The 24,851-nt window shown below is 40.4% G+C and carries 20 protein-coding genes; 9 read left to right on the top strand and 11 right to left on the bottom strand.

Annotation, left to right across the window (positions count from 1 at the left end; all coding sequences use genetic code 11):
• The 4 genes from pdhA to porU all read right to left on the bottom strand — a co-directional run bounded on the left by pdhA (position 1) and on the right by porU (position 6,262).
• A complete protein-coding gene (gene pdhA / locus FRX97_RS08355) occupies positions 1 to 1,011 on the bottom strand; it encodes a pyruvate dehydrogenase (acetyl-transferring) E1 component subunit alpha (RefSeq protein ID WP_147014752.1) in 1,011 nt (336 codons plus the stop codon).
• A 68-nt stretch (positions 1,012 to 1,079) separates the two neighbouring features.
• Entirely contained in the window at positions 1,080 to 1,559 is a 480-nt protein-coding gene (ispF, locus tag FRX97_RS08350; RefSeq protein WP_147014751.1) for a 2-C-methyl-D-erythritol 2,4-cyclodiphosphate synthase, read from the bottom strand.
• The gene (gene porV, locus FRX97_RS08345; RefSeq protein ID WP_147014750.1) at positions 1,559 to 2,734 is read right to left on the bottom strand and encodes a type IX secretion system outer membrane channel protein PorV; all 1,176 of its coding nucleotides are present in this window, start codon (positions 2,732 to 2,734) and stop codon (positions 1,559 to 1,561) included. The genes ispF and porV overlap by 1 nt, the downstream gene beginning before the upstream one ends.
• 60 nt (positions 2,735 to 2,794) lie before the next feature.
• Positions 2,795 to 6,262, bottom strand: a complete 3,468-nt coding sequence (gene porU, locus FRX97_RS08340) for a type IX secretion system sortase PorU (protein ID WP_170227081.1) — start codon at positions 6,260 to 6,262, stop codon at positions 2,795 to 2,797.
• Between the two features lie 200 nt (positions 6,263 to 6,462).
• Here porU and FRX97_RS08335 point away from each other — a divergent pair, with 200 nt between their 5' ends.
• The 3 genes from FRX97_RS08335 to FRX97_RS08325 are packed head-to-tail and all read left to right on the top strand — an operon-like array spanning position 6,463 to position 10,594.
• A complete protein-coding gene (locus FRX97_RS08335; protein ID WP_147014748.1) occupies positions 6,463 to 7,434 on the top strand; it encodes a PorP/SprF family type IX secretion system membrane protein in 972 nt (323 codons plus the stop codon).
• A 52-nt stretch (positions 7,435 to 7,486) separates the two neighbouring features.
• Positions 7,487 to 9,247, top strand: a complete 1,761-nt coding sequence (locus tag FRX97_RS08330; RefSeq protein WP_147014747.1) for an SUMF1/EgtB/PvdO family nonheme iron enzyme — start codon at positions 7,487 to 7,489, stop codon at positions 9,245 to 9,247.
• Between the two features lie 60 nt (positions 9,248 to 9,307).
• Complete coding sequence (locus FRX97_RS08325; protein ID WP_223266595.1) at positions 9,308 to 10,594, top strand: UDP-N-acetylmuramoyl-tripeptide--D-alanyl-D-alanine ligase; 1,287 nt, start codon at positions 9,308 to 9,310, stop codon at positions 10,592 to 10,594.
• Here FRX97_RS08325 and FRX97_RS08320 read toward each other — a convergent pair.
• From FRX97_RS08320 to FRX97_RS08295, 6 genes are read right to left on the bottom strand one after another with little or no spacing between them, the layout of a single operon-like run.
• Positions 10,545 to 11,093, bottom strand: a complete 549-nt coding sequence (locus FRX97_RS08320) for a dihydrofolate reductase (RefSeq protein ID WP_147014745.1) — start codon at positions 11,091 to 11,093, stop codon at positions 10,545 to 10,547. The two genes, FRX97_RS08325 and FRX97_RS08320, sit on opposite strands and share 50 nt — an antisense overlap.
• Entirely contained in the window at positions 11,090 to 11,884 is a 795-nt protein-coding gene (locus FRX97_RS08315; protein WP_147014744.1) for a thymidylate synthase, read from the bottom strand. The genes FRX97_RS08320 and FRX97_RS08315 overlap by 4 nt, the downstream gene beginning before the upstream one ends.
• Positions 11,885 to 11,916: 32 nt before the next feature.
• Positions 11,917 to 12,432 carry a hypothetical protein gene (locus FRX97_RS08310; RefSeq protein WP_147014743.1) on the bottom strand — a complete coding sequence of 172 codons (516 nt, stop codon included), beginning with the start codon at positions 12,430 to 12,432 and terminating at the stop codon, positions 11,917 to 11,919.
• A complete protein-coding gene (locus FRX97_RS08305; RefSeq protein ID WP_147014742.1) occupies positions 12,416 to 13,012 on the bottom strand; it encodes a bifunctional nuclease family protein in 597 nt (198 codons plus the stop codon). The genes FRX97_RS08310 and FRX97_RS08305 overlap by 17 nt, the downstream gene beginning before the upstream one ends.
• A gap of 46 nt (positions 13,013 to 13,058) precedes the next feature.
• Positions 13,059 to 14,018, bottom strand: coding sequence for an electron transfer flavoprotein subunit alpha/FixB family protein (locus FRX97_RS08300; RefSeq protein WP_147014741.1), 960 nt, complete (start codon positions 14,016 to 14,018; stop codon positions 13,059 to 13,061).
• A 4-nt stretch (positions 14,019 to 14,022) separates the two neighbouring features.
• Entirely contained in the window at positions 14,023 to 14,763 is a 741-nt protein-coding gene (locus FRX97_RS08295) for an electron transfer flavoprotein subunit beta/FixA family protein (protein ID WP_147014740.1), read from the bottom strand.
• 170 nt (positions 14,764 to 14,933) lie between these two features.
• Between FRX97_RS08295 and FRX97_RS08290 the strand changes: the two genes are divergently transcribed.
• The 6 genes from FRX97_RS08290 to FRX97_RS08265 all read left to right on the top strand — a co-directional run bounded on the left by FRX97_RS08290 (position 14,934) and on the right by FRX97_RS08265 (position 22,886).
• A complete protein-coding gene (locus tag FRX97_RS08290; RefSeq protein ID WP_147014739.1) occupies positions 14,934 to 15,917 on the top strand; it encodes a pyruvate dehydrogenase complex E1 component subunit beta in 984 nt (327 codons plus the stop codon).
• Positions 15,918 to 16,028: 111 nt separating this feature from the next.
• Positions 16,029 to 18,770: a sodium-translocating pyrophosphatase gene (locus FRX97_RS08285; protein WP_147014738.1), complete on the top strand. Its 2,742-nt coding sequence runs from the start codon at positions 16,029 to 16,031 to the stop codon at positions 18,768 to 18,770.
• 76 nt (positions 18,771 to 18,846) lie between these two features.
• Positions 18,847 to 19,413 (top strand): D-sedoheptulose 7-phosphate isomerase, encoded by a 567-nt coding sequence (lpcA, locus tag FRX97_RS08280; protein WP_147014737.1) that lies wholly within the window; start codon positions 18,847 to 18,849, stop codon positions 19,411 to 19,413.
• Positions 19,414 to 19,419: 6 nt separating this feature from the next.
• Positions 19,420 to 20,520 carry a glycosyltransferase gene (locus FRX97_RS08275; protein ID WP_147014736.1) on the top strand — a complete coding sequence of 367 codons (1,101 nt, stop codon included), beginning with the start codon at positions 19,420 to 19,422 and terminating at the stop codon, positions 20,518 to 20,520.
• Positions 20,521 to 20,541: 21 nt separating this feature from the next.
• A complete protein-coding gene (locus FRX97_RS08270) occupies positions 20,542 to 22,080 on the top strand; it encodes a YifB family Mg chelatase-like AAA ATPase (protein ID WP_147014735.1) in 1,539 nt (512 codons plus the stop codon).
• 155 nt (positions 22,081 to 22,235) lie between these two features.
• Positions 22,236 to 22,886 (top strand): YceI family protein, encoded by a 651-nt coding sequence (locus FRX97_RS08265; protein ID WP_147014734.1) that lies wholly within the window; start codon positions 22,236 to 22,238, stop codon positions 22,884 to 22,886.
• Between the two features lie 49 nt (positions 22,887 to 22,935).
• Here the strand turns inward: FRX97_RS08265 and FRX97_RS08260 are convergent, their stop codons facing one another.
• Positions 22,936 to 23,931 carry an acyltransferase family protein gene (locus FRX97_RS08260; RefSeq protein WP_147014733.1) on the bottom strand — a complete coding sequence of 332 codons (996 nt, stop codon included), beginning with the start codon at positions 23,929 to 23,931 and terminating at the stop codon, positions 22,936 to 22,938.
• Positions 23,932 to 24,851 lie beyond the last annotated feature (920 nt).

The raw sequence follows: 24,851 nt of genomic DNA, 5'->3' as shown, positions 1-24,851 counted from the left end.
TTATCTCGTTACAAATGGATAATCTGGTTCGCTATATACATCTTCGAATAATTCGCTTGGATCTGGTTCTGGAGACTCCTCCGCGAATTTAACGCACTCCTCTACCAAAGCCTTAACCTCCTTTTGAATGGCCTTTATATCAGCCTCGGTCATTGCCTTTTCTTTTAACAAGTGGTTTTGCACTTTTCCGATTGGATCTTGCTCTTTGTACTTCTCAACCTCTTCTTTGGTTCTGTACGTTTGAGGATCGGACATTGAGTGTCCTTTATATCGGTAAGTTTTGATATCTAAAAGGGTTGGTCCCTCTCCTTTTCTTGCTCTATCCGCAGCCTCTCCAATGGCTTGGTGAACCGCTTCACAACTCATACCATCTACCCCAAAACCAGGCATATCGTAGGCATCACCTAGCTTAGAAAGCTCGGTAACGTTAGAAGTTCGCTCCACAGAAGTTCCCATTGCATAGTTGTTATTCTCTACAATGAAAATTACTGGCAACTTCCAGGTCATGGCCATGTTAAAGGTCTCGTGCAAAATACCCTGACGTGTTGCTCCGTCCCCCATAAAACATAGGGTTACATGCTTTTCGTCGCGGTATTTATCGGCAAATGCAATTCCAGCACCTAAACCTATTTGACCACCTACGATTCCATGCCCACCAAACAGGTTTCTCTCCTTATCGAAGAAGTGCATAGAACCACCTTTTCCTTTACTGGTTCCCGTCGCCTTACCAAACAGCTCGGCCATTACTTTTTTAGGATCTGTTCCTAAAACCAGTGGATGCGCGTGATCTCTATACGCAGTAATCATTCTGTCAGTAGGTTCTATAGCAGTTACTGCACCTGCTAAAATGGCCTCCTGACCAATATATAAGTGGCAGAATCCACCAAACTTTTGCATGGTGTATAACTGCCCTACCTTCTCCTCGAACTTACGCATAAGGTACATTTCTTTGTACCAACGCTTGTAAGTATCAATGGTGATTTCTTTTACAACAGATTTTTTCTTGGCCATATTCCCAATAAAATGTGAGCCAAAAGTATAGAATATAAGCCTAAGGTAATACCCTTTGGGGCTAAATCTTATCTAGAAATTACAGAAACATTGGCGTAGGCTGCGATTCCTTCCTCCTTACCAACAAATCCCAAGCCTTCAGTTGTTGTGGCCTTTATGGAAATTCTATCCATTTCAACATCCAAGAGTGAGGCTATTCTCTCCCTAATTTGTGGGATATAAGGCTTCATTTTTGGATACTGTGCAGCCACGGTGGCATCTAGATTATTTAGCTCATAACCTTTTTCCCCTACCAAAACGTATGCGTCCTTAAGTAGCACAGCAGAATCGGCATTTTTATATTTAGGATCCGTATCAGGAAAATGGGTTCCAATATCACCTAACGCCAGGGCACCTAACAATGCATCGGTAATTGCATGAAGCAACACATCCGCATCAGAATGCCCCAATAGGCCTTTGAAAAAAGGAATTTCTACTCCCCCAATTATACAGGGCCGATTGTACACCAATCTATGTACATCGTATCCAAATCCAACTCTAAAATCCATTAATTCAGTGTAGGTGGAGTTTCATCCTCCGAAGACTTCTTATCAATTAGAGCGCTAATGGTAATTCTTAAAGAATTCGCAAATGGTGAGTTTTGCTGAGTAGGAATCAGGTAAGACAAATCGAACTGTAACATAGAGTAAGCTAAACCAGCCCCCATTGTAATGTATTGTCTATTCCCTTTGTTTTGTGGCTCGTGAAAAAATCCAGTTCTGAAAGCTAATTTATCGTCGTAGTTGTATTCAACTCCAAATCCTAAATTAAATTCTTGCAATTCTTCTCTTGTTCCACCCGGAGCATCACTAAACGATCCAAATACAGCAGTAGCCACACTCACATCAGCAGAAGAAGTATCTAGTGTTCCACCAGGTGTAGGCACTAAAAGTTTATTGGTTTCAATGTTAAAAGTAAGATCGTTGTACTGGTCCAGCTCCAAGGTTATCCCTCCACCAAGTCTCATATTCATTGGCAGGAAGTTTTTATCTCTTGCCCCTCCTGTGTTGTAGGTAATCTTATTACCAATATTAGAGAAATTTAGACCTCCACGGAATTTAGCGTCGATATCCGAAATCTGAAACTCATCACTGGTATAGTATAATGATGCATCAAAAGCAAATGCAGTCCCCGGCTTGGTATCAGACCCTGAAGACTGATTCCCTCCAGTAAGGTTACTGTAAATAAATCTTAAAGACACACCCGTAGAAAAATACTCAGACATTTTTAGAGCATAAGCCACATCAAAAGCAAACTCGTTTGGTGTAAATTCTCCGGTTCTATTAGCCGATTGATCCGTAAACACAATATTTCCCATAGAGAAATAACGCAAAGAGGCACCTAGTGTACTGGTCTTATCTATCTTCTTAAATGCAGATAAATACGCGATATTCATATCCGGCACAAAGGTTCTTAACCAAGGTACGTAGGAAAGAGAAATTCCGAAATCGTCGTTTAAAAAAGCCAGTTTGGCAGGATTCCAGTGAATTGAGTTTACATCTGGAGTGGTAGAAACTCCTACATCACCCATTGCAGATGATCTAGAATCTGGTGCTATATTTAATACAGGAACTGCGGTAGTTATTGCGTTAAATGCGTCTCTAAATTCTTCCTGTTTTTGGCTATTTTGACCGTAGGATGTTAATACCAGTAAAAAAAGTATCGCCGTACTTAGTATCCTCATTATTGTTTGATTGGATTGCAAATATAGTTTTTTGATTATTCGTTGACCTTTTAAAGCGCGTTATCGAACAATCAACAATTTTGAACTTTTAACCGCCGTTTCACCGGACTCCGAATTTAAAGTAACTCGATAAACGTAGGTTCCAGGATTTATTGTGTTGGAACCGCTACTTTTTATTTCCCACGTATAGGTAGCCGTACCTTTTTCCTGAGGTTCTAATTTCCAAATCTTTCCAGCTACTCTTCTACCCATTAAATCGAAAACTTCTAGCGTTGCTTCGCTGGCATATCCCCCTTGATTATGGGTAAACTCAAAAGTAGCTCTATCGGCCGCCGGATTTGGATAAACCAAGAGCTCTTCTAAAAATGGCTTAGATGAATTGCGAACCAGGAAGTTTATTTTGGCTTCCCCTGGATTATTGTTACTATCCCAGGCTCTTAATGTTAGAGTATGGCTTCCTTCCGAAACCCCTTCTAAGGGGTAGGATATCGTACCTTCTTTATAAGTATCTAAAGTAGCCTTGTAGAACTCGTTGAGCGTAATTGCATTTTTAATATCCCCATCGATAAAGGCTATAATGTCGTGGCCAATTCCTGCTCCGGTGGTATTAATTCCAGATTCATCCGACAAGAAGGCTAATAAATTGGAATTTTCCCCAGTTGCATCGCCTGAAACAAAATCGAGATTATTTAAATAGAGATCAATTTGCGGCCCTTGGTCATCTACCAATGGATTACTGGATATTCCCCCTACATTTATATTCTTCAAGGCTCCGTTTGCATCTGCGTTTTCACTTTTTGCATAGTACTGAATTAAACCAGCACCCACGTTTAAACGGATATCTTTTGGTACCACAAAGGTTATTTCAAACTCCCCGTTATTCACTGATGCCACCCCTTTGTATATCAGCGAGTTTCTAACCTTGAAACTCTTCTTTAAAGAGGGATTATCATTCCCCAAGGTTTGCTGGGTTATGGCTTTATCGAATACTTGAACCTCTACTTCACCATTAAAATCAGTTAGCACTAAGTCTTGATGATCTCTTACCTCCCCTTTTAATTTCACTACTGATAGCGCACTTAAAGTATCCGAATTAAGAGGCTTATCATTTATTTCTGTCGTTACTACCTTATGTTTAGGGAAAGCAATCTCCAATGCGGGATCTCCCAAAAGAGAAAAGTTTAAATGATTTATCCCTACCGATGAAGATGCTACATACTGTCTTTTGGAGTCTTTATAAACATCTCCAATTCTAACAACACCAGTTGAATTGGCCCGCGAGAAAAACTGCTCTACAAAATCTTGGTTTAGCCTAAAGTTATCGTCAGCATACACAATTCTTGTTGTACTCAACATTACAATTGCCCCACCATTTGGATTAAGTAAACATAGCTCCCCAGCCGAAACGCGGTCGTAATCATCGAACTTGCTAAACTCGCAGGTTGCCGTAACCATTATGGGCATTTTATAACTATTGGTCCAGCCATTTATGGTACCGATATCCAAAATACGCTCGTGCGCCCAGCCTACTTCACCTCCGTGTCCAGTGTAGTTAAGCAGCAACAAACCGTCTTGAACTCTATCTTTAATCAACTTATTAATAGCTGGATATCTTGATCCTCCTGGAGTAGTAACTTGTGGATAGGCATCCATATAAAATTTATGCGTATAAAATTCTGGGTAGTTATCCGTAATCCACTCGGTTAATATGTTGGCATCTTCTACGTGGAAGTCTTCGGTTGGGGCAAAATTTCCGTCTAAATCATCGGCAACAAAGGCCGTTAAATTCCTCCAATCTCCATAAATCTCGTCGGCTGACCCTAAGGTATAGCGCTCTATCTTATCGATAAGCTGATTGGCTTGTAGCACCGTGGTAACAGGAAAACGACCAATGGCTATATCCATATCCGATCTCCTAATGTCTTTACTTCCAGGAACTGGATTAATCCCTTGGTCTCCGCCTTCCAAATCTTCAAGCATTCCATAAAAATCATCGGAGACATAAGACGATGTTTCTCGCTCACTATTGGCTGACTGGTATGTAGGAAGCAAGTTGGTATTCTCCTCGAACCCATCCAGGTTAACGTAAGATCCATCTCCTAATAGCAACGCATACTTCAATTTATCTGTATCCTTTTTCCAAACGTATCTTAGGAAATCTCGAATTCCGATATCGGATTTAGCACCAGAAGAAAACTCCGTGTATATCTTATTCACATCCACTGTTACCACATCAAGTCCTCTGCTTTGGTGGAAAGAAGCCAAGCGGTTAGCTGGAGCCTGAAGGGAAGTAGGATGTATTATAATATAGTCTACCTCGGCGATTTCGTGGATATTTTGATTTGGTACTCTACCCTCCCATATTGGATTGAGGCTATTCACCCCATCATAGGCGACAATTTTGTTGGTTTTATTATTTGAAATGAACCAAGAATTGAATCCATTGTTATCAAATTCCGCAATAATTTTTGGATTTACTGGATCCGATATATCCCAATATTCTGAGTTAGGATTAAGAAAATCTTGTAAAAGGATTACCCCAGTATCAGAGATGGTTCCAGCAATTAGCATAGGAGTACCAGCTAAAGGCAATTCTCGAGAAGGGTAGCTAATAGCGATATAATCTAACCAAGCTTTAACATCCCCAGAACCTTTAATGAGTTCAATATTTACATTAAGCGCATTATTATTAATGTTTTGCAGGTTATAATCTTTTACAAAGCGATGCGCCAAATCGTAAGATCCAGATGAGATGGAAGATAAAGTTACCGTTTCTTCCCTTCCCAAGAAATTGAATTTAAAAGTAGATGTAGCAAGTTTACTATGAGATGCCCCTGCTATTCTGAGGTTAACCTGGGCGCCATCGACTGAAGTCTTTGTAGGAATTGAAAAAGTCTGATTCTGGACAAACTCAAAAGCCTCTCCGTACATTCTTCTTCCCGTTCTTCCAATATTTTCAAGATCTCTTTCATGAAAACTGTAATAAACGTAGCTGTCCATGCTAGCTACCACATTATTTGGAGCGGTTTCGAAGTTGCTCTCTAATCTTTTACCCGTTCCTTTATCTGAGCTGATAAAGTAGTAGCTAGATCTGGAAAAAGTGTTAGAAGTATGAACAGGAGAACCATTGTTAATTGCTAATTTGGTTGGTCCATCGGCATAGAAGTACAATTTATCGCCAGGACCGAAAACCCCATCGCCTCCGTCTAACATTTTTATGGGTAATTCCGGAAGATCAGCTGGTCTAGACACTGAGCTACTGTAATCTAAAAAGGAAGCACCAAATCCAAAAACTCCTATTTTAGAGCTTTCAATGGGGCCGTTAATAAATCCATTATTAAGTAAGAAGCTGTAGGAGATACCGTGTATTCCAGATTTAGAAATCCTTAATTTCGCCCAATTTCCAGAGGATAAAACAGAGGTGTGATTCGATTTTCTTTGCGCATCTTTATACCCCTCATCACCATCTATAAACCTTTCAACGAAAGGATTTCCCCACTTATCCAAACTGTTAGCTAAAACGGACATATTAACAGCCAGTAGCGGAAAAAAGGAGATTATTATGAATGTTAGCTTTTTAAAAATTCTTAGCATTTTAATTTATCATTGATATCTTGACAACTTTTACAAGAGAAAATTGCCGTACTTTCGTTGCTACGCTCAAAGTAACGGCCTGAAGTCCGAAATATTTTAAGCTATTTACCGTCAACAAAATTAACAATAGGTTTATGTCGAAGTACTTAATCCGGATTCTTATACTTACGTTTTTAGGGGGACTTTGGTTCCAAGAGGTGAAGGCGCAAGATCCGGAGTTTACGCAGTTTTACGCAAACCCACTTTATCTAAACCCAGCGTTTGCTGGATCGGCAAAATGTCCTAGGATTATTGCTAACTATAGAAACCAATGGCCTAGCATACCGGGTACTTTTGTTACCCAAACCGTCTCTTACGACCAATTTATCCCCGCCATTTACGGAGGGGCAGGAATCCAATTAATGAGAGATAATGCTGGAAATGGAACTTTAACTACATACAGAGCTAGCCTTCAATACGCCTATACATTTAACCTTTCAAGGGAATTTGCGATGAAAGCGGGGATTGAAGCTTCATTTTTTCAACTTGGGCTAGATTGGTCTAAGCTAACTTTTGGAGATATGATAGATCCTAGAAAAGGATTTATCTACGAAACGCAGGATACAAAGCGTGGTGGTCAGGTATCAAATGCTGATTTCTCTGCCGGGATTTTAGGTTTTAGCGAAAACTTTTTTGCTGGTATTGCAGTGCATCACTTAACAGAACCAAACGAAAGCTTAATCCTTAGTAAATCTCCGCTTCCTAGAAAGTACACAGTACACGCAGGAGGTAAGTTTAGAATAGGAGATAGCTACAATAAAGCCAACGCAAGTTTCATTTCGCCAAATATTATGTACCAATTACAGGGCGATTTCAAGCAGTTACTTTATGGTATGTATTTAACCAAAGGCCCTATTGTTGGTGGGGTTTGGATTAGATCTAAAGATTCTTTCATTCTATTAGCAGGTGTACAAACTGATGTAATCAGATTCGGATACTCCTATGATGTAACAGTGTCTAGTTTAACCACACAATCTGGTGGTTCGCACGAGCTTTCTTTAGGGATTCAGTTAGACTGCGCCCCACAAAAAAGAAGATTTAGAACAATAAGCTGTCCATCTTTTTAGTTATCACTTTAGTTATTTCGTAATTTAGCATTTAGAAGAAAACCTTTTTGATATGCCAGGAAGAAAATTATTAGCAGGATTCGGGATATTTAGCTTTGCTATATTCATGGCGTCTTGTGGTGGAGAAGTATCTCAAACTACAGGTACAGCATACAACGATCCTGATGCGGGAGGATTTGAGAAACCAGAATTTGATGAGCAACAAACCGGACCAGGTTTAGTTTTCATCGAAGGTGGTTCTTTTGTGATGGGTAGAACTGAGACCGATCTTAACTACGAGTGGAACAATGAACCTCGTAAGGTTACAGTTTCTTCTTTCTATATGGACGAAACAGAGGTTACCAACCTTGCTTGGACAGAATATTTATACTGGCTATCAAGAGTTTACGGAGCTGATTATCCAGAAATTTATACCAATGCCTTACCAGATACTCTGGTTTGGAGATCTAAATTGGGTTACGCTGAAACGCACGTAAAGTATTACCTACGTCACCCAGCGTATAGAGATTACCCGGTAGTTGGTGTTTCTTGGTTACAAGCAAACAACTACTGTAAGTGGAGAACTGACCGTGTAAACGAAAACATCCTTATTCAGCAAGGTTTATTCGAAAACAATCCTAACCAGATTAACGACGACAACTTTAGCACCGATGCATATTTAGCTGGTCAATATGAATCTGGGAAAAGAAAAGAAGGTCTTCCAGCATACGATCCTAATAAAGAGTTTAGAAACGTTGGAATTAAGGATGGAATTTTCCTTCCAGACTACAGACTTCCTACCGAAGCAGAATGGGAATATGCTGCACTTGGTTTAATTGGTGAGTCTTTCAACGAGCGTATTGAAAACAGAAAAATTTACCCTTGGAGCGGAAACTTTATCCGTAACGATGATGCTTCTGGAAACTACCTAGGTGATATCAACGATAACTTTACTCGTGGTAGAGGCGATCTAATGGGTATCGCTGGTGCACTTAACGATGGTGCAGATATTACTGCTAACGTATACAAGTACTTCCCGAATGACTACGGTCTTTATTCTATGGCCGGAAACGTTTCAGAATGGGTAATGGACGTGTACAGACCTCTTACTAGCGAAGATGCAGATGCACTTAACCCGTTTAGAGGTAATGTATACCGTACTCCTGTTTTAACAAGCGACGGATTAGTTCAAGACAAATACGACATTGTTGAGTACGATACCGAAAACGTTCTTAAGTTCTTCCAAGATTTCCAAACTAAAGCACAAGAAGATGCTGCTTCTAGTGGTGTACCCATCATCCCAGAAGAAGAGCAATTAATGAACACTTTAGTGACAATGGGTGAAGAAGCTGTTGATCTTTATAACAAGAGACAACGCGATGCAGCTAACGAGAAAATTCAAGAGGCTGTTGACTTAATTAAAGATTCTGAAACTGTAATTTCTCCACTTCTTTTAGATGGATTATCAGATCACGTTACAAACGTTCCTGGACAACTAAGAATGAGAGATGTTAAGGTTGAAGAAAACACCAGAAGAATTAATTACAAGGAGTCTGACAATATCGACTATCAAGATGGAGACTTATATTCTTCTATCGACTACGCTACTCCAGGGGAGTATGGTGAAAAAGAATCTATGTACCACTGGCAACAAACTTCTCTAATCGACAATAGAGCTAGAGTATACAAAGGTGGGTCTTGGGCAGATAGAGCGTATTACTGTTCTCCAGCAACCAGAAGATTCTTAGATGAAAGAATGTCTAGCAATAAAATTGGATTTAGATGTGCTATGTCTAGACTTGGAGACCCAGTTCAAGGTGGTCAAAGAAAGTAGGCAATAAACACTTCAAATAATTGATAAAAATCCCGTCCTTAGTGGCGGGATTTTTTGTTTATGATATCTAAAGTCTATAACCTTTTTCTTCAGTCTAACGGTGTTTCTACCGATACAAGAGACGATTTAACCAACAAAATATTTTTCGCGCTTAAGGGGCCTAATTTTAACGGCAACAAGTTTGCCGCTAAGGCTCTTGAGCAAGGTGCTATTGCAGCGGTAATAGATGAACCGGAATACGCTACCTCGGATAAAACATTTTTGGTTTCTGACGTATTAACTTTTTTACAAGAACTAGCTACCCATCACCGTATACAGCTAAACCCAAAAGTTATTGCGCTTACCGGAAGCAATGGCAAGACAACCACTAAAGAACTACTGTTCTCGGTTTTAAAACAGAACTTTAGCGTTCAATGTACCAAGGGCAACCTAAATAATCATATTGGGGTACCCTTAACCTTATTATCGTGCAGAGCCGAAACGGAAATATTAATCGTAGAAATGGGTGCTAATCACCCAAAGGAAATCGAATTATTGGCCAGCATTGCCAAACCTCTTCATGGCTTAATTACCAATATAGGAAAGGCACATCTCGAGGGATTTGGAAGCATTGAAGGGGTGGACAGATCTAAACGGGAGCTTTTTGACTTTATAAACAATCAGCCTGAAGGATTCTGCTTTATAAATAACAACGACCCATTCTTAGCCAAGGCCAAAAATAATTACCAACGCATCATTTTGTACGGGGCGGAAAGCAACTATAAATTTTCACCTATTGAAAATGAAAACCCCATGCTAACCGGCGCCCTTAACATTGATGGTCAAAAAATAGAAGTTGAAACTCAACTTATTGGAGAATACAACTCCGACAATGTTCTTGCTGCAGCCACCATTGGTGCTTACCTTGGAATGGATTTGCGCACTATTAAAAAGGGTTTAGAATCCTACCAACCTGAAAACTCAAGGTCACAACTTGCTCAAGGTAAACGAAACAAGTTATTTCTAGACGCATATAACGCCAACCCAACTTCAGTCTCTCATGCGATTAGAAGTTTCGCGAAATTTAAAGGGGAAAAATTAGCCATTATCGGTGCAATGAAAGAAGGCGGTGAAAACAGCAGCAAAGAACATGAGGAGATTGCTGACTTATTATCCAGCCTTGAAATACCGCATTTTTTGATCGGAGCTGAATTCAACGGGATCTCTAACCCAAAAACTCTTGGATACTATCCAACCTGGAAAGCGTTGGTAGAAGGTGAAAACAATCTAAATGATTTTTCGGGTAAGAATATCCTAATTAAAGGTTCTCGATCTGTTGGTTTAGAAAATCTAGTTCCTCACCTTTAGGAGTTACCCCTCTACGTTGCCAAATTTGAATGGTAAAAGGATATGCATGTTTTTCATCGCTTGGATGTTTACGTTCCTTTAAAAGCTCAAAATCGGATTCGCTGAATTCTGGAAAATAAGCCTCTCCCTCCTTTGAAAAATCTACCCTTGTAATGAATAAATGGGTAGCCTTATTAAGAAATTGCTTATAAATCTGCGCCCCACCAATTACAAAAGGGGTTTTATCTATTTTATAAGCGTGTTCGAACATCTCATCTACCTGAGAGAATACCCGAGCATCTTCTTTATTCCATTCTCTATTATTGGTAAGAACAAAATTATAGCGATGCGGCAAGGCATGGTCCATAGATTCGTAGGTTTTTCTTCCCATAACTACCACTCTATTGGTAGTTGTCTTTTTAAAAAACCTAAAGTCATTGGGCAAATGCCACATTAAGTCGTTGTTGGACCCAATAACATTGTTGGTACCAACGGCCGCAATCATTGCTAAAAACCTCATACTGCAACAGGTGCTTTAATGTGTGGATGGCAAACGTAATTCTCTAGACTAAAATCCTCGTATTTAAATTCAAATAAATCCTTTACTTCTGGATTGATTTTCATGGTTGGTAGCGGGTAAGGACTCCTTGAAAGTTGAAGTTTGGCTTGATCGAAGTGATTGCTGTATAGGTGGGCATCTCCGAAGGTATGAACGAAATCTCCCGGTTCTAGACCGCACACTTGAGCGAGCATCATAGTAAGCAGGGCGTAGGAGGCTATATTAAATGGCACACCAAGAAAAACATCTGCTGACCGCTGATAAAGTTGGCAGGAGAGCTTTCCGTTTGCTACATAAAACTGAAACAAGCAGTGGCAAGGTGGCAGCGCCATGTTTTCTATATCAGCCACATTCCAAGCCGAAACAATATGTCTTCTGGAGTCTGGATTATTTTTCAGGTCATTTACCAAATTTACAATCTGATCAACCTTTCTTCCATCTGGAGTTGGCCATGAGCGCCATTGGTAACCGTAAACTGGACCCAAATTTCCATTTTCATCGGCCCATTCATCCCAAATACTTACCCCATTTTCTTTGAGGTATTTAATATTCGTATCCCCTTGTAAAAACCAAAGTAATTCGTGGATAATTGAGCGAAGGTGTAATTTCTTAGTGGTAACCACCGGAAAACCTTCTTGCAGATTAAAGCGCATTTGATAACCAAAAACGCTTCTTGTTCCTGTTCCGGTTCTGTCTCCTTTATCAACTCCGTTATCCAAAATGTGCTGGAGTAGATCTAAGTATTGTCTCATACCCTAAAGATATATATACCCTTTTATTGGGCCTAGTTTTTACTGTAGGAGAATAGGATGCCTTTCTCCGAAAATTGAAGCTGGTTTTCGTTCAGCATTTCGATGGTATATTCACGTTCGGTTCTACTAATATTTTTAGAAGCCTCGTAAATTCCAGCAAAATCTTTGTCCTTAGTTAAATTCCGCGAAACACCTATGCGTTTAACCACCCTTTTACCGCGATAGTAAACCAATAAACCCGAATCTTTAACCGCCACTGAGTCCACTCCAAAATCACCAGGAAGATAATCGTAATTAAGAATTAGCACTGAATCTTTGGTAAGTCTCCAGTTACCTGTTGCATAAATCATTTCTCGCTGCAAAACATAGCTAAATGAGCTATCTGTATTCAGGCATAAATTATCACCTACAGCTACTTGCTTAGCAGCAACATTTCCTTGGGTAATTTCCTTGGTATTCCAGCAACCAGCTATGGAAAATTTGGGCTCAGAATTACATGCAGAGAGGAAAATGGTTAAAAGTAGTGCGCAATTAATTATCGCTTTCATTTCCCTTGATACTGTTTATTTTATCCCTGAGCTTAGAGGCCTTTTCATAGTTTTCTGTTCTCAGTGCCTCGTCCAACTGCTGTTCGAGTTCTTCTACGGACACATCCTCTTTTACCTCCTCTTTTTCTACAGCTTTGGCCGAGTCTTCCCCCTCTTTTTTCTCCTCACCTTTTTCAACAAAAATCCCAGCAGAAGCTAGAATGAATTCATAGGTGTAGATTGGGCTATTGAAACGCACTGCCAAAGCAATGGCATCTGAGGTTCGGGCGTCAATTTCGATGGTATTATCACCTTGGCGGCAATACAACTTGGCGAAGAATACGCCTTCGACCAAGTTGTACACTACCACTTCTTCGAGAGTAATCTCGAAATTATCTGCAAATGTTTTAAACAGATCATGCGTAAGCGGTCGGTTTGGAGTCATTTTCTCCAATTCTATCGCAATAGCCTGTGCTTCTGGAGCGCCGATGATAATTGGAACTCTGCGATTACCATCCTCTTCTCCTAGCAAAAGCACATAGGCTCCCCTACTCGTATGGCTATATGATAATCCAACTATATTTAGTTTAATCTTTTCCATTACCGTAGTATGAGTACGCTGAACGGTTTAAATAAGTTGTGTTCTACTATTGATTTGCCTTGTGAGCTTTAAAGGCTTCTACCAATTTAGGAACTACTTCGAAAGCGTCTCCTACGATACCGTAATCTGCAGCCTTGAAGAAAGGTGCTTCTGGATCGTTATTGATAACTACGATTACTTTTGATCCGTTTACTCCTGCAAGGTGTTGGATTGCTCCAGAGATACCAATTGCAATGTATAAGTTTGGACGTATAGCAATACCTGTTTGACCAACGTGCTCGTGGTGAGGTCTCCAACCAATATCGGCTACGGGTCTAGAACAAGCAGTTGTAGCTTCTAGTACATCAGCTAATTCTTCAACCATCCCCCAGTTTTCTGGACCTTTCAATCCTCTACCGGCACTTACAACTAATTCAGCCTCAGGTAGTGGAGCTCTATCGGTAGAAGCACGGCTTACCCCTTTGCTTCTTACCTTACCAGAGTTGAAGTCGGTGCTTACCTCTTCTACTTCTGCTGTTGCGCTACCTTTTTCTGGTTTGAATGAATTTGGCAGGATGCTGATAAATTTCTTATCGGTATGAATTTGTTGGAACGCGAACGCCTTTCCAGAGAACACATTCTTTTTAACGACAAATCCATCGCTTGTATCTGGAAGGTCGATTGCACCTGCAACCAATCCTGCTTTTAATTTTGCTGCAGCTACAGGAGCTACCATTTTTCCAGCTGGATCGAATGAGAATACAGCAACATCGTGACCACCGGCGTTAACCTCCTCTTCGATGAATTTGGTTAGGGCAAGGGTATCAAGGGTTTTGATAGCTCTAGCAACTTTAACCTTAGTAGCACCGTAATTACCCAATGCTGCAAGATCGTCGTTAGAAGCGTCTCCAAAAGTTAATACAGTAACTCCAGATCCACCTGCAATTTTATTTCCATAGAAAACTGCCTCGTAGGCATTTTTCTGAATCTTTCCTTCTAAAGTTTCTACAAATACTAATACAGACATGCTCTTAAATAACTTTTGCTTCGTTGTGTAATAGATCTACTAATTCCGCTACGTTTTCAGGATCAACGTATTTGCAATCTCCTTTTTCTGGAGGAAGTGCGTAAGACTTAACCGAGGTTAATTTCTCGTCTCCCACAGCTGGAATTACTTCTAGCGGTTTAGTTCTAGCAGCCATAATTCCTCTCATATTAGGAATCCTTTGCTCTGCCATACCTTTAGCTGCGCTGATAACAGCGGGTAGATCTGCTTCTAGGGTTTCGGTTCCACCAGGAATGTCTCTAACTACTGTAGCCACCTTGTCGTTAACCTCTAGACTAGATCCTAGGGAAATAAATGGCGCATCCATTAAGGCAGCAACCATTCCTCCTACCTGAGAACCGTTGTAGTCGATAGTTTCTTTACCGCATAGCACTAGGTCGAAATTATTTTCTTTAGCGTAAGTAGCAATTTGGTTCGCTACAAAGAATGCATCTGTTGCTTCGGCATCAACGCGCACTGCGTTATCTGCTCCAATAGCTAATGCTTTTCTAATTGTAGGTTCATCCGCTGCCGTTCCAACGGTAATTGTCGTAACCGAACCACCTAAAGATTCTTTTAACTCTAAACCTCTAACTAATGCATACCACTCGTCATAAGGGTTTACTATATAGGTAACCTTATCAGTGTTAAACTTAGTGTTGTTATCGGTAAATGAAATTTTAGTTGTCGTATCGGGTGCTTTACTGATGCAAACAAGAATTTTCATGAAATATCTAAAATTTTAGCTTCGCGAATTTAGTAAAAATGGAGTATAACCAAAGGTTAGAAGACCAACCTAATTAAAAAGTGTAACATAGAATAGAAGAAAAGGTTTTATTAATGTGCGGTTAAAAAAGATGCTTTCCTATTTTTGCGCAGCTATTGAAATTTCAAAAGATGAGAGAAGTCCAAATAAGAGAAGCGATTCGCGAGGCCATGGTAGAAGAAATGCGCCGCGATGAGAGCGTATTTTTAATGGGTGAGGAAGTTGCCGAATACAACGGTGCATATAAGGTTTCTAAAGGAATGTTAGATGAATTTGGACCGAAGCGCGTTATCGATACTCCAATCGCAGAATTAGGATTTGCAGGTATAGCAGTTGGTGCTGCTATGAATGGACTTCGCCCTATTGTTGAGTTCATGACCTGGAACTTTGCCATTCTTGCTGCTGACCAAATTATCAATCACGCTGCAAAAATGTACCAGATGTCGGGAGGTCAATACAATGTACCTATAGTATTTAGAGGTCCCAACGGTACTGCAGGTCAATTAGCTGCAACCCATAGCCAGAGTTTCGAAGCGATGTACGCTCATGTTCCTGGACTTAAAGTTATTACTCCATACACTCCAAAGGATTTTAAAGGACTAATGAAATCGGCAATCAGAGATAATGATCCGGTTTTAATTATGGAGTCGGAAAAAATGTACGGTAACAAAGGTGAAATTCCTGATGGCGAATATTTAATTCCAATCGGAAAAGCCGATGTAGTTAGAGAAGGTACCGATGTTACTATTGTATCCTTTGGGAAAGTTATGGAAGTAGCACACAAAGCTGCCGACGAATTGGCCAAAGAAGATGTAAGTGTAGAATTGATCGACCTTCGTACGATCCGTCCTATGGATATCCCAACCATTATCGAGTCGATTAAGAAAACCAACAGGTTAGTGGTTGTGGAAGAAAGCTGGCCTATCGCCTCAATCTCTTCTGAAATTGCATACACCGTTCAAAGAGAGGCCTTCGATTATTTAGATGCACCGGTTAAGCGCGTTACTTTATCTGATACGCCTTTCCCATTCGCAAAACCTCTAATTGACAACAGCTATCCAAGCGTTGAGAAAACAGTTAAACTAGTAAAAGAAGTATTGTATATCGAGAAGTAGCAGCATGTTGCAGGTTACCGTTTTGTTAAGACTTGCAGACAAACGGGAATAAAACTACTTTTGCCGACCTAAAATTTAAGCAGAACAGGCTTATTTACTCAATCTAATCATATGGAAAATCTAATTATTGTACCGATTGCATTGGCAGTCTTGGGACTTGTTTTTATGCTCATCAAAATGGCGTGGGTTAAAAAACAAAACGCGGGGAATGAAAGAATGCAAGAAATCTCCAAAAACATTAAAGAAGGGGCTCTTGCGTTTTTAAGTGCTGAATATAGACTTCTGGCAATTTTTGTTGTCATAGCCTCAGCAGCATTATTTGGAATTTCAACTATTGTTGAAACCACAAGCTGGATGATTGTTCCTGCATTTATTATTGGAGCTGTTTTCTCGGCTTTAGCAGGTAATATCGGTATGCGTATTGCAACCGAAGCAAACGCCAGAACAACAGAAGCAGCGAGAACCAGCTTACCACAAGCATTAAAAGTATCTTTTGGTGGTGGTACCGTTATGGGACTTGGTGTTGCTGGATTAGCTGTTTTAGGTCTTAGCTTGTTCTTTATGATATTTGTTGGTTCTTTCATGGGCCAAGAAGGTAGTTTCTACCAAAACATGACAATGGTACTTGAAGCCCTAGCTGGTTTCTCATTAGGTGCCGAATCTATTGCTCTTTTTGCACGTGTAGGTGGTGGTATTTATACCAAAGCTGCAGACGTTGGAGCTGACTTAGTAGGAAAAGTTGAAGCAGGTATTCCAGAAGATGATCCTAGAAACCCTGCTACTATTGCAGATAACGTTGGTGATAACGTAGGTGACGTTGCTGGTATGGGTGCCGATTTATTTGGTTCTTATGTTGCAACCGTTCTTGCATCAATGGTTCTTGGTAACTACATCATCAAGGATATGCTAGATGCGGGTCAGGTTATCGAAACATTTAATGGTATGGGTGCTATCCTTTTACCAATTATGATCGCTGGTGCTGGTATCGTTGCTTCTATTATAGGTACTTTCCTTATTAAAGTAAAAGACAATAGCGCGAAAGAAGCTCAGGTACAAAGAGCTCTTAACACTGGTAACATTACCTCTATCCTACTAACTATAGTTGCTTGTTGGTTCCTTATCGACTGGATGCTTCCAGAAACCATTATGGGAATGAAATTCTTTGGTGAAGGAACTAAAGATGTACCATCTATAAACGTATTCTACGCAACCCTTGTAGGTTTAGGTGTTGGATACCTTATCTCTATGTTTACTGAGTACTATACAGCACTTGGTAAAAAGCCTGTTTTAGATATCGTTAAAAATTCATCAACTGGTGCTGCAACCAACATTATCGCTGGTTTAGCTACTGGTATGATTTCTACTTTCTCTTCAGTAATATTATTTGCTGCTGCAATTTGGGGATCTTATGCTCTTGCTGGTTTCTACGGTGTTGCTCTTGCTGCGTCTGCCATGATGGCAACCACTGCAATGCAATTAGCTATTGATGCTTTCGGTCCTATCGCGGATAACGCGGGTGGTGTTGCCGAAATGAGTGAACTTCCTGATGAAGTACGAGAGCGTACCGACATCCTTGATTCTGTTGGTAACACTACTGCTGCTGTTGGAAAAGGATTTGCAATTGCATCTGCAGCGCTTACCGCCCTTGCTCTTTTTGCTGCCTATGTAACTTTTACAGGAATCGACGGAATTAACATTTTCCGTGCTGATGTACTTTCTGCTCTATTTATTGGTGGAATGATTCCAGTAGTATTCTCTGCATTAGCCATGAAATCTGTAGGTAAAGCTGCAATGGACATGGTAATGGAAGTTCGTCGTCAGTTCAAAGAAATTCCAGGTATTATGGAAGGAACTGGTACTCCTGAATACGGTAAGTGTGTTGAAATTTCTACTAAGGCCGCTCTTAGAGAAATGATGCTTCCTGGAGCGATTACTATTGTTACTCCTATCATCATCGGATTTGCAATGGGTGCCGAGGCTCTTGGAGCTTATATGGCTGGTGTTGCTGTTTCTGGTGTTCTTTGGGCTATCTTCCAAAACAACGCTGGTGGAGCATGGGATAACGCTAAGAAATCTTTCGAGGCTGGAGTTGAGATTAATGGAGAAATGACTTACAAAGGTTCAGATGCGCACAAAGCAGCAGTAACTGGAGATACAGTTGGTGATCCATTTAAAGATACTTCTGGACCTTCTATGAACATCCTAATTAAGCTTACATGTCTTGTTGGACTTGTTATTGCTCCAATCTTAGGAGGACATACTGCACACTCTGAAGAAAAAACCGAAGAAGTAATTGAGGTTGTTGAGGAAACTCCAGCAACTCCAGAATCTGAGGTTAAATCAATCGCTGGATTAACTGGAATGTACAAAGTTGACGAAGCGCACACTTTCGTAAACTTCGAAATTCGTCACCTATTCTCGAACTCAAGAGGTACTTTCGGAAAAGTTTCAGGAAATGTAAACTTTGGAGAAAACCCAAGCGAAGCTAAATTCGATATCGTTATCGACGCGAAAACGATTGATACGAGAAACGAAAAAAGAGACGATCACCTTAGATCTGAAGATTTCTTCGAAGTTAAGAAGTACAAAACCATCAACTTTAAAGGAAACGGTTTGGTACAAACTGAAAATGGTTATGATATCCCTGGTACGTTAACCATTAAGGATGTAACTAAAGAAGTTGTAGTTAAGGCAGAATTTCTTGGAAATGGTGAAAGCCCATTTGGAAGTGAAGTTGCAGCATTTGCTGGTAGCTTAACAATTGATAGAAATGACTACGGAATTACTTTTATGCCAGGTGTTCTTGGTAACGAAGTAGAAATAACTTTCACTACAGAGCTTATCAAGCAGTAGTATTATAGATTATTCCAATAGAAAAGTCTCGCCCGATGGCGGGACTTTTTTATTTTGGCACCCTAAACATCTACCCATGTCGATAGCACTTAAGAACTTACTAGAAGCGCAAGAGGTACTTAAACAATTTTTAAGCGACGATTCAAACGCAAAAAAAATTGATGACAGCGCCATCCTAATGGCCCAAGCTATCAAGGCTGGTGGCAAGATTATTTCTTGTGGAAATGGAGGATCTATGTGCGATGCCATGCATTTTGCAGAGGAACTCTCGGGTAGGTTTAGAGATGACAGAAAAGCCTTACCTGCTATATCCATTTCAGATCCATCGCACATTTCTTGTGTTGGAAACGATTACGGTTTTAATCAGGTATTTGCCCGATTTGTAGAAGCCCTGGGAAATAAAAATGATGTTCTACTAGCGATTAGTACCAGCGGAAATTCAGAAAATGTGCTCCGAGCTGCCGAATGCGCCAAAGTAAAAGGCATGAAAATCGTTGCACTAACAGGAAAAGATGGTGGTAAACTAGGCGCAATTGCAGATGTGGAAATTAGATCTCCCAAAACCCAGTATGCCGATAGAGCCCAAGAAATACACATTAAGGTAATTCACTCGTTAATTGAGGGAATAGAAATGGCTTTTTAAAGAACCTTGGATCAACGCAGCATCATATTTCTGGTAAGTAACGACATAAGTACCGATGCGCGTTTGCACCGTACCGTAAGGGCTTTGTCACAGGCTGGATATGCATGCTTGGTCAATGGTAGAAAATTAAAATCATCGCCTTCAGTTCCTCAAGATATTGCCCACAAACGATATAAACTTTGGTTTAATAGCGGATTTCTCTTTTATCTATTTCTAAATTTAAAATTCGCATTATCCATAAAGTCTTCGCGATCCTCACTCATTTACGCAAATGATACCGACAGTTTACTCGGTGCCTACCTCGGTAAACTTTTTAGTAGCCGCCGAATCATTTTCGATGCTCATGAATACTTCTCAGAGGTGCCAGAACTTCAAGGAAAGCCTTTAAAACAAAAGCTTTGGCAAAGAGTTGAAGAACTGGTAATTCCAAAAGCAAGTATTTGCATCACCGTTTCCAACTTGGTTGCTAAAGCTTACGAGGAACGCTTCCAACTTAAATTCCATGTAATTCGGAATATCAACGATATACAGCATTCTAAATTAATCTCAATCCAACTTCCAGATCAATACATTTTGTATCAAGGCGTGCTAAACCTGGGCAGGGGGATAGAGTTAATGATAGACAGCTTAAATGAACTGGATGAATCCATCCATTTAGTAATTGTAGGAACGGGTGATATCGAGAAGGATTTAAAAGTTAAAGCAGAGCTATCGCCAAATAATAAACGCATCCATTTTACAGGCAGATTATCTCCTGAAGAAGTACATGGTATTACCGAGAAGGCCCTACTTGGATTGAGCTTAGAAGAAGACCTTGGCTTTAATTACCGCGCAGCCTTACCCAATAAAATATTTTCATACCTCCATGCAGAAATCCCTTGTGTTTGCTCAGCATTGCCAGAAATGAGCTCATTAGTATTATCCCAACAAATTGGAGAAGTGGTGGAAGATCGAACGCCAGAGTCTGTTGCCAAAACCATTCAATTGGTTCTATCCAAACGGGAAGCCTACCTTCCACACATTGTAAAGGCTAAACAAGAAATTAACTGGGCTGCGGAAAGTGAAAAATTAGTTGGACTAATTAATCATGTACAGGATATTTCCTAACTTAAAGGAAAACCCTACCACATGCTCGTAAAAGTCACTGGCTGTGCCGTAATCGGACTTGAAGCCATTCCCATTACCATAGAAGTTAACATTGCTAAAGGGATTAATTTCTTTTTAGTTGGATTACCCGATTCGGCCGTCAAAGAAAGTCAACACCGTATTAATGCAGCACTAGATAATATTGGATATAAAATTCCGGGTAAAGGGATTACCATAAACATGGCTCCGGCCGATATTAAAAAGGAAGGATCGGCATACGATCTACCCATTGCCATTGGAATTTTGGCGGCCTCAGAACAAATTCCAAAATGCGACTTTTCTGAATTTATGATTATGGGTGAGCTTGCGCTCGACGGCAACCTAAGACCACTCAAAGGAGTTTTACCCATGGCAATTGAAACTAGAAACCTTGGTTACAAAGCCATTTTCCTCCCAAAAGAAAATGCGAAGGAAGCAGCAATTGTTAGCGATATAGATGTTTATGGAATAGAAAATATTAAGGAGCTAATCGACTTTTTTGTGGCGGACAAGGCACCTCCAATAACCACCGTAGATACTCGGGCTCAATTTGAACAAGACATAAAGGAGTATCCCGTAAATTTTGCTGACGTTAAAGGTCAGGAAAATGTAAAACGTGCTTTTGAAATTGCGGCTGCCGGGGGCCATAACATCATATTAGTAGGTCCGCCTGGAGCCGGAAAAACCATGTTGGCCAAACGGCTACCCACTATCCTGCCTCCTTTAAACCTGTCTGAAGCTTTAGAGACCACTAAAATTCATTCGGTTGCAGGAAAACTGCGAAAAGAAACCTCCCTCCTAGCTCAAAGACCCTTCCGCTCGCCACATCATACCATAAGTGATGTTGCTCTGGTGGGTGGAGGAAGTTTTCCTGCTCCGGGAGAAATTTCTCTTTCTCATAACGGAGTGCTTTTCCTAGACGAATTACCCGAATTTAAAAGAACGGTATTAGAGGTAATGCGTCAACCTCTAGAAGATAGAATGGTTACCATTGCCAGGAGTAAATATACCGTCGAATATCCTGCCTCGTTTATGCTCGTTGCGGCTATGAATCCCTGCCCCTGCGGATATCACAATCACCCCGAAAAGGAATGTATTTGTCCACCTGGGACCGTACAGCGTTATTTGAGCAAGGTATCGGGGCCACTTCTGGATAGAATAGATATACATATAGAAGTTACACCAGTCTCTTTAGATGAATTGGCCGTTAAGGAATATCATGCAGAAAAATCGGTTAAGGTTCGGGATCGCGTGATTGGAGCCCGAAAAATTCAGAATGCCAGATTTGGTAAAAGCAATATCCACTGCAACGCCCAAATGGGCAGTAAGGAGATTCGTTCTACTTGCGATCTTGACCAAGCAAGCTTGAACCTACTTAAAAAAGCTATGGAGAAATTGCAGTTATCGGCTAGAGCATACGACCGAATTTTAAAGGTAGCTCGAACCATAGCGGACCTAGATGCCAGCGATAAAATCTTAAACCAACACATTGCCGAGGCCATACAGTATAGGAGTCTGGATAGAGCAAATTGGGCCGACTAATCTACGCTAACCTCCCAGAACCAATCAATTGTTAAATTTTTATATATCAAGGGGTTAGAGCGGATTTCTTTCACAAGATTTAATGAAAACTAATTGAGTTGTGTTGTGCAATACACAACATTTGTACCACTAAATAAACCTTAGAACAAACAGAAATGAAAACAATTAAAAAAGCAATACTTGGACTAGCTGGAGTGGCTCTACTAGCTTCTTGTGGAAACGGATCTACTGAAACTACAGAACAAAACACCGAGGCTCAGGACCAACATGCTAGCATGGGAACTGGAAGCCATATGATTAACACAGAAAACAGCACCGTAATGTGGAAGGGTGTAATGTTGGGTGTTAAAGAACACGAAGGAACAGTACCATTTGAATATGGAAAGTTGGAATTTACAGACGGGAAAATCACTGGAGGAGAATTTGTTGCTGACTTAACAGCGATAACTCCAACCGATGAAAACTACACGGAAGAAAAGCCAAGTTCAATGCTTGTTGGACACCTTGAATCTCCAGATTTCTTTGATGTTGCCAATCATCCAACCGCGAAGTTTGTAATTACTTCTGCGACTGAAAACGAATTAAAAGGAAACCTAACCATTCATGGAAATACACACGAAGAGGTTGCTACCATAACCAATCACGATACTGAAAACCACACAATTACTACTACTTTAAAGTTCGACAGACAAAAGTATGGTGTTGCATTTAGCACTGGAGTAAAGGATATGGTTATTTCAGATGAAATTGAACTTACTGTGAAATTAGCAGTTGAAGCAGATGCTCACACTGCAGAAGCACACTAAGATACCTACCCATCATAGATTGTTGTGAAACGCCCTTCGGGGCGTTTTTTTATACCCCTAACTTTTTATAGATCCAGTTTACTACATCCTGAAATTTCCAAGCAATTAAATAACACAACAAAAGGGAAAGTATTAGAACCGCAGCGATGGAAGCATCTCCCATCACATATGCCAGCAGACGGTACGAGAAAATATGCCACAGATACACCGAGAAGGAAATCCCACCTGTAAACAAGAAAAACTTCTTAAGGATCGCAATTGGAAGCTTATATAAAAACAAGGCCGCAAAAGAATATCCCAATAAAGCTGGAATATCATTCAGCATTTTACCCGTCTCTCCTCCTTTTAGGGCCAATAGCGCATACAAAGCACAGTTTACAATTGCGATAATTCCAACCACTAAAACACCGGGGTTCCAGTTTATTCCTTTCCCAGTAGCATAACGCTCGGCAAGCACCATCCCAAGGGCAAACTCCCATAGATATTGTAGGAAAAAACTGTTCCAAACTCTAAGGTGAGCCTTTCCAAGGTATAAAACCAAAAAACTCCAGCTTAGACTAATTATAAGTCCACCAATAAAAAAGGGAATAGCTGGCACCCGTTTCTTAACAAAAACCAACAAGTGAAATACCAGGTAGAATTGAATGATCATAGAAACGAACCAAAAGGGGTAACCATAAGACCCCATAATAGACTCGTTAAACATTTTATACAGAAAAACATGTCCCCCGAGGGCAAACCATGAATTTTCAAAAAGAGGGATAAAAAGCGATATAAGGGCTGAAAAAAGAACTACCAAAATGTAGGGAATGTAAATTTTAGAAAATCTCTTTTTAAGGAAGGGTACAAGAGCAAGTGGCTTTTTTTGAAAGGATAAATACAGTCCAAACCCAGACAGCAGCACGAAAAGATGGATACCAGTCCCCCCAAATCCAATTAGTTTACTCAAAATCCCTTCTAAATGTGCTTTTTGCAAGAGATGAAAAATAACGATAGTAAAAATGGAAAAGCCTTTAAGAAACTCTATAACCTGGAGTCGTTTCATGGAAAGTAAATGTGAGGGAATTTATGAAAATGGAAAAATGTAGCGATATAAGAATGTATCAATGTGGAATTGAAACGCGGCGTTCAGAATGAGAAGCAGAGCGAGAATGAGGGCGCTGTAAACCCGAAGCTGTCATCCCGACATTAGGAGGAATCCTGTTAAGCCATATTCTAGATTAGGAGAGAGCCCGCCAATTGGCCAATTAGCCAGTTGGTGCCGCTCCTACGGAGCTTGAGTTTATCATCCACGGGTAAATTATAAGAATGTCGCCCCTACGGGGCTGGCGTGTTCCCAGTGTTTAAAGGATATCCATCTATTCCCGAAGCAGTCATCCCGCATTTGGGCGAGATCCCGTTAACCACATTTGAGCTCAGGCAAAAGACTTCATCAATTCATCCTTAATCAATTCATCTTTCATCTCCTCATCCCATAACAGAATGAGAAGCAGAGCGAGAATGAGGTGCCTCGGAGCTGTCATCCCGACCATAGGAGGGATCCCGTTAACCATATTCGAACTCAGGCAAAAGCATGCTTATAAGCCAATTAGCCACTAGCCAATAAGCAAGCACCGTATCACCCCGTTGGGGTTTATTACCGCTCTAACCCTATTGTGATAGAATACTTGCACCCCCTTCAGGGGTTTAGTAAAACCAAGCATCGACACTAAAAACCGAAGCAGTCATACCGCATTTGGGCGGAACCCCGTTAACCCAAAGTTCGAACTCAGGCAAAAGCCTTCATCAATTCATCCTCCATCAGTTCATCCTTTCATCCATTAATCCTTCATCAGTTCATTGTCTTGTCCTGAAATAGGTTGACACAAAATCAACCAAAATGAGACAATTAACGCGTTACTCAGAAGCCTTCAAAAGGCAAGTCATCAAGGAGTACTTAACCACAGATCTTACTACGGAAGAAAT

It is taken from the genome of Luteibaculum oceani (assembly GCF_007995015.1).
Classification (GTDB): Bacteria; Bacteroidota; Bacteroidia; order Flavobacteriales_D; family Luteibaculaceae; genus Luteibaculum; species Luteibaculum oceani.
The sequence above is the reverse complement of the archived record's forward strand: the minus strand, read 5'-3'. Positions and strand labels throughout refer to the sequence as shown.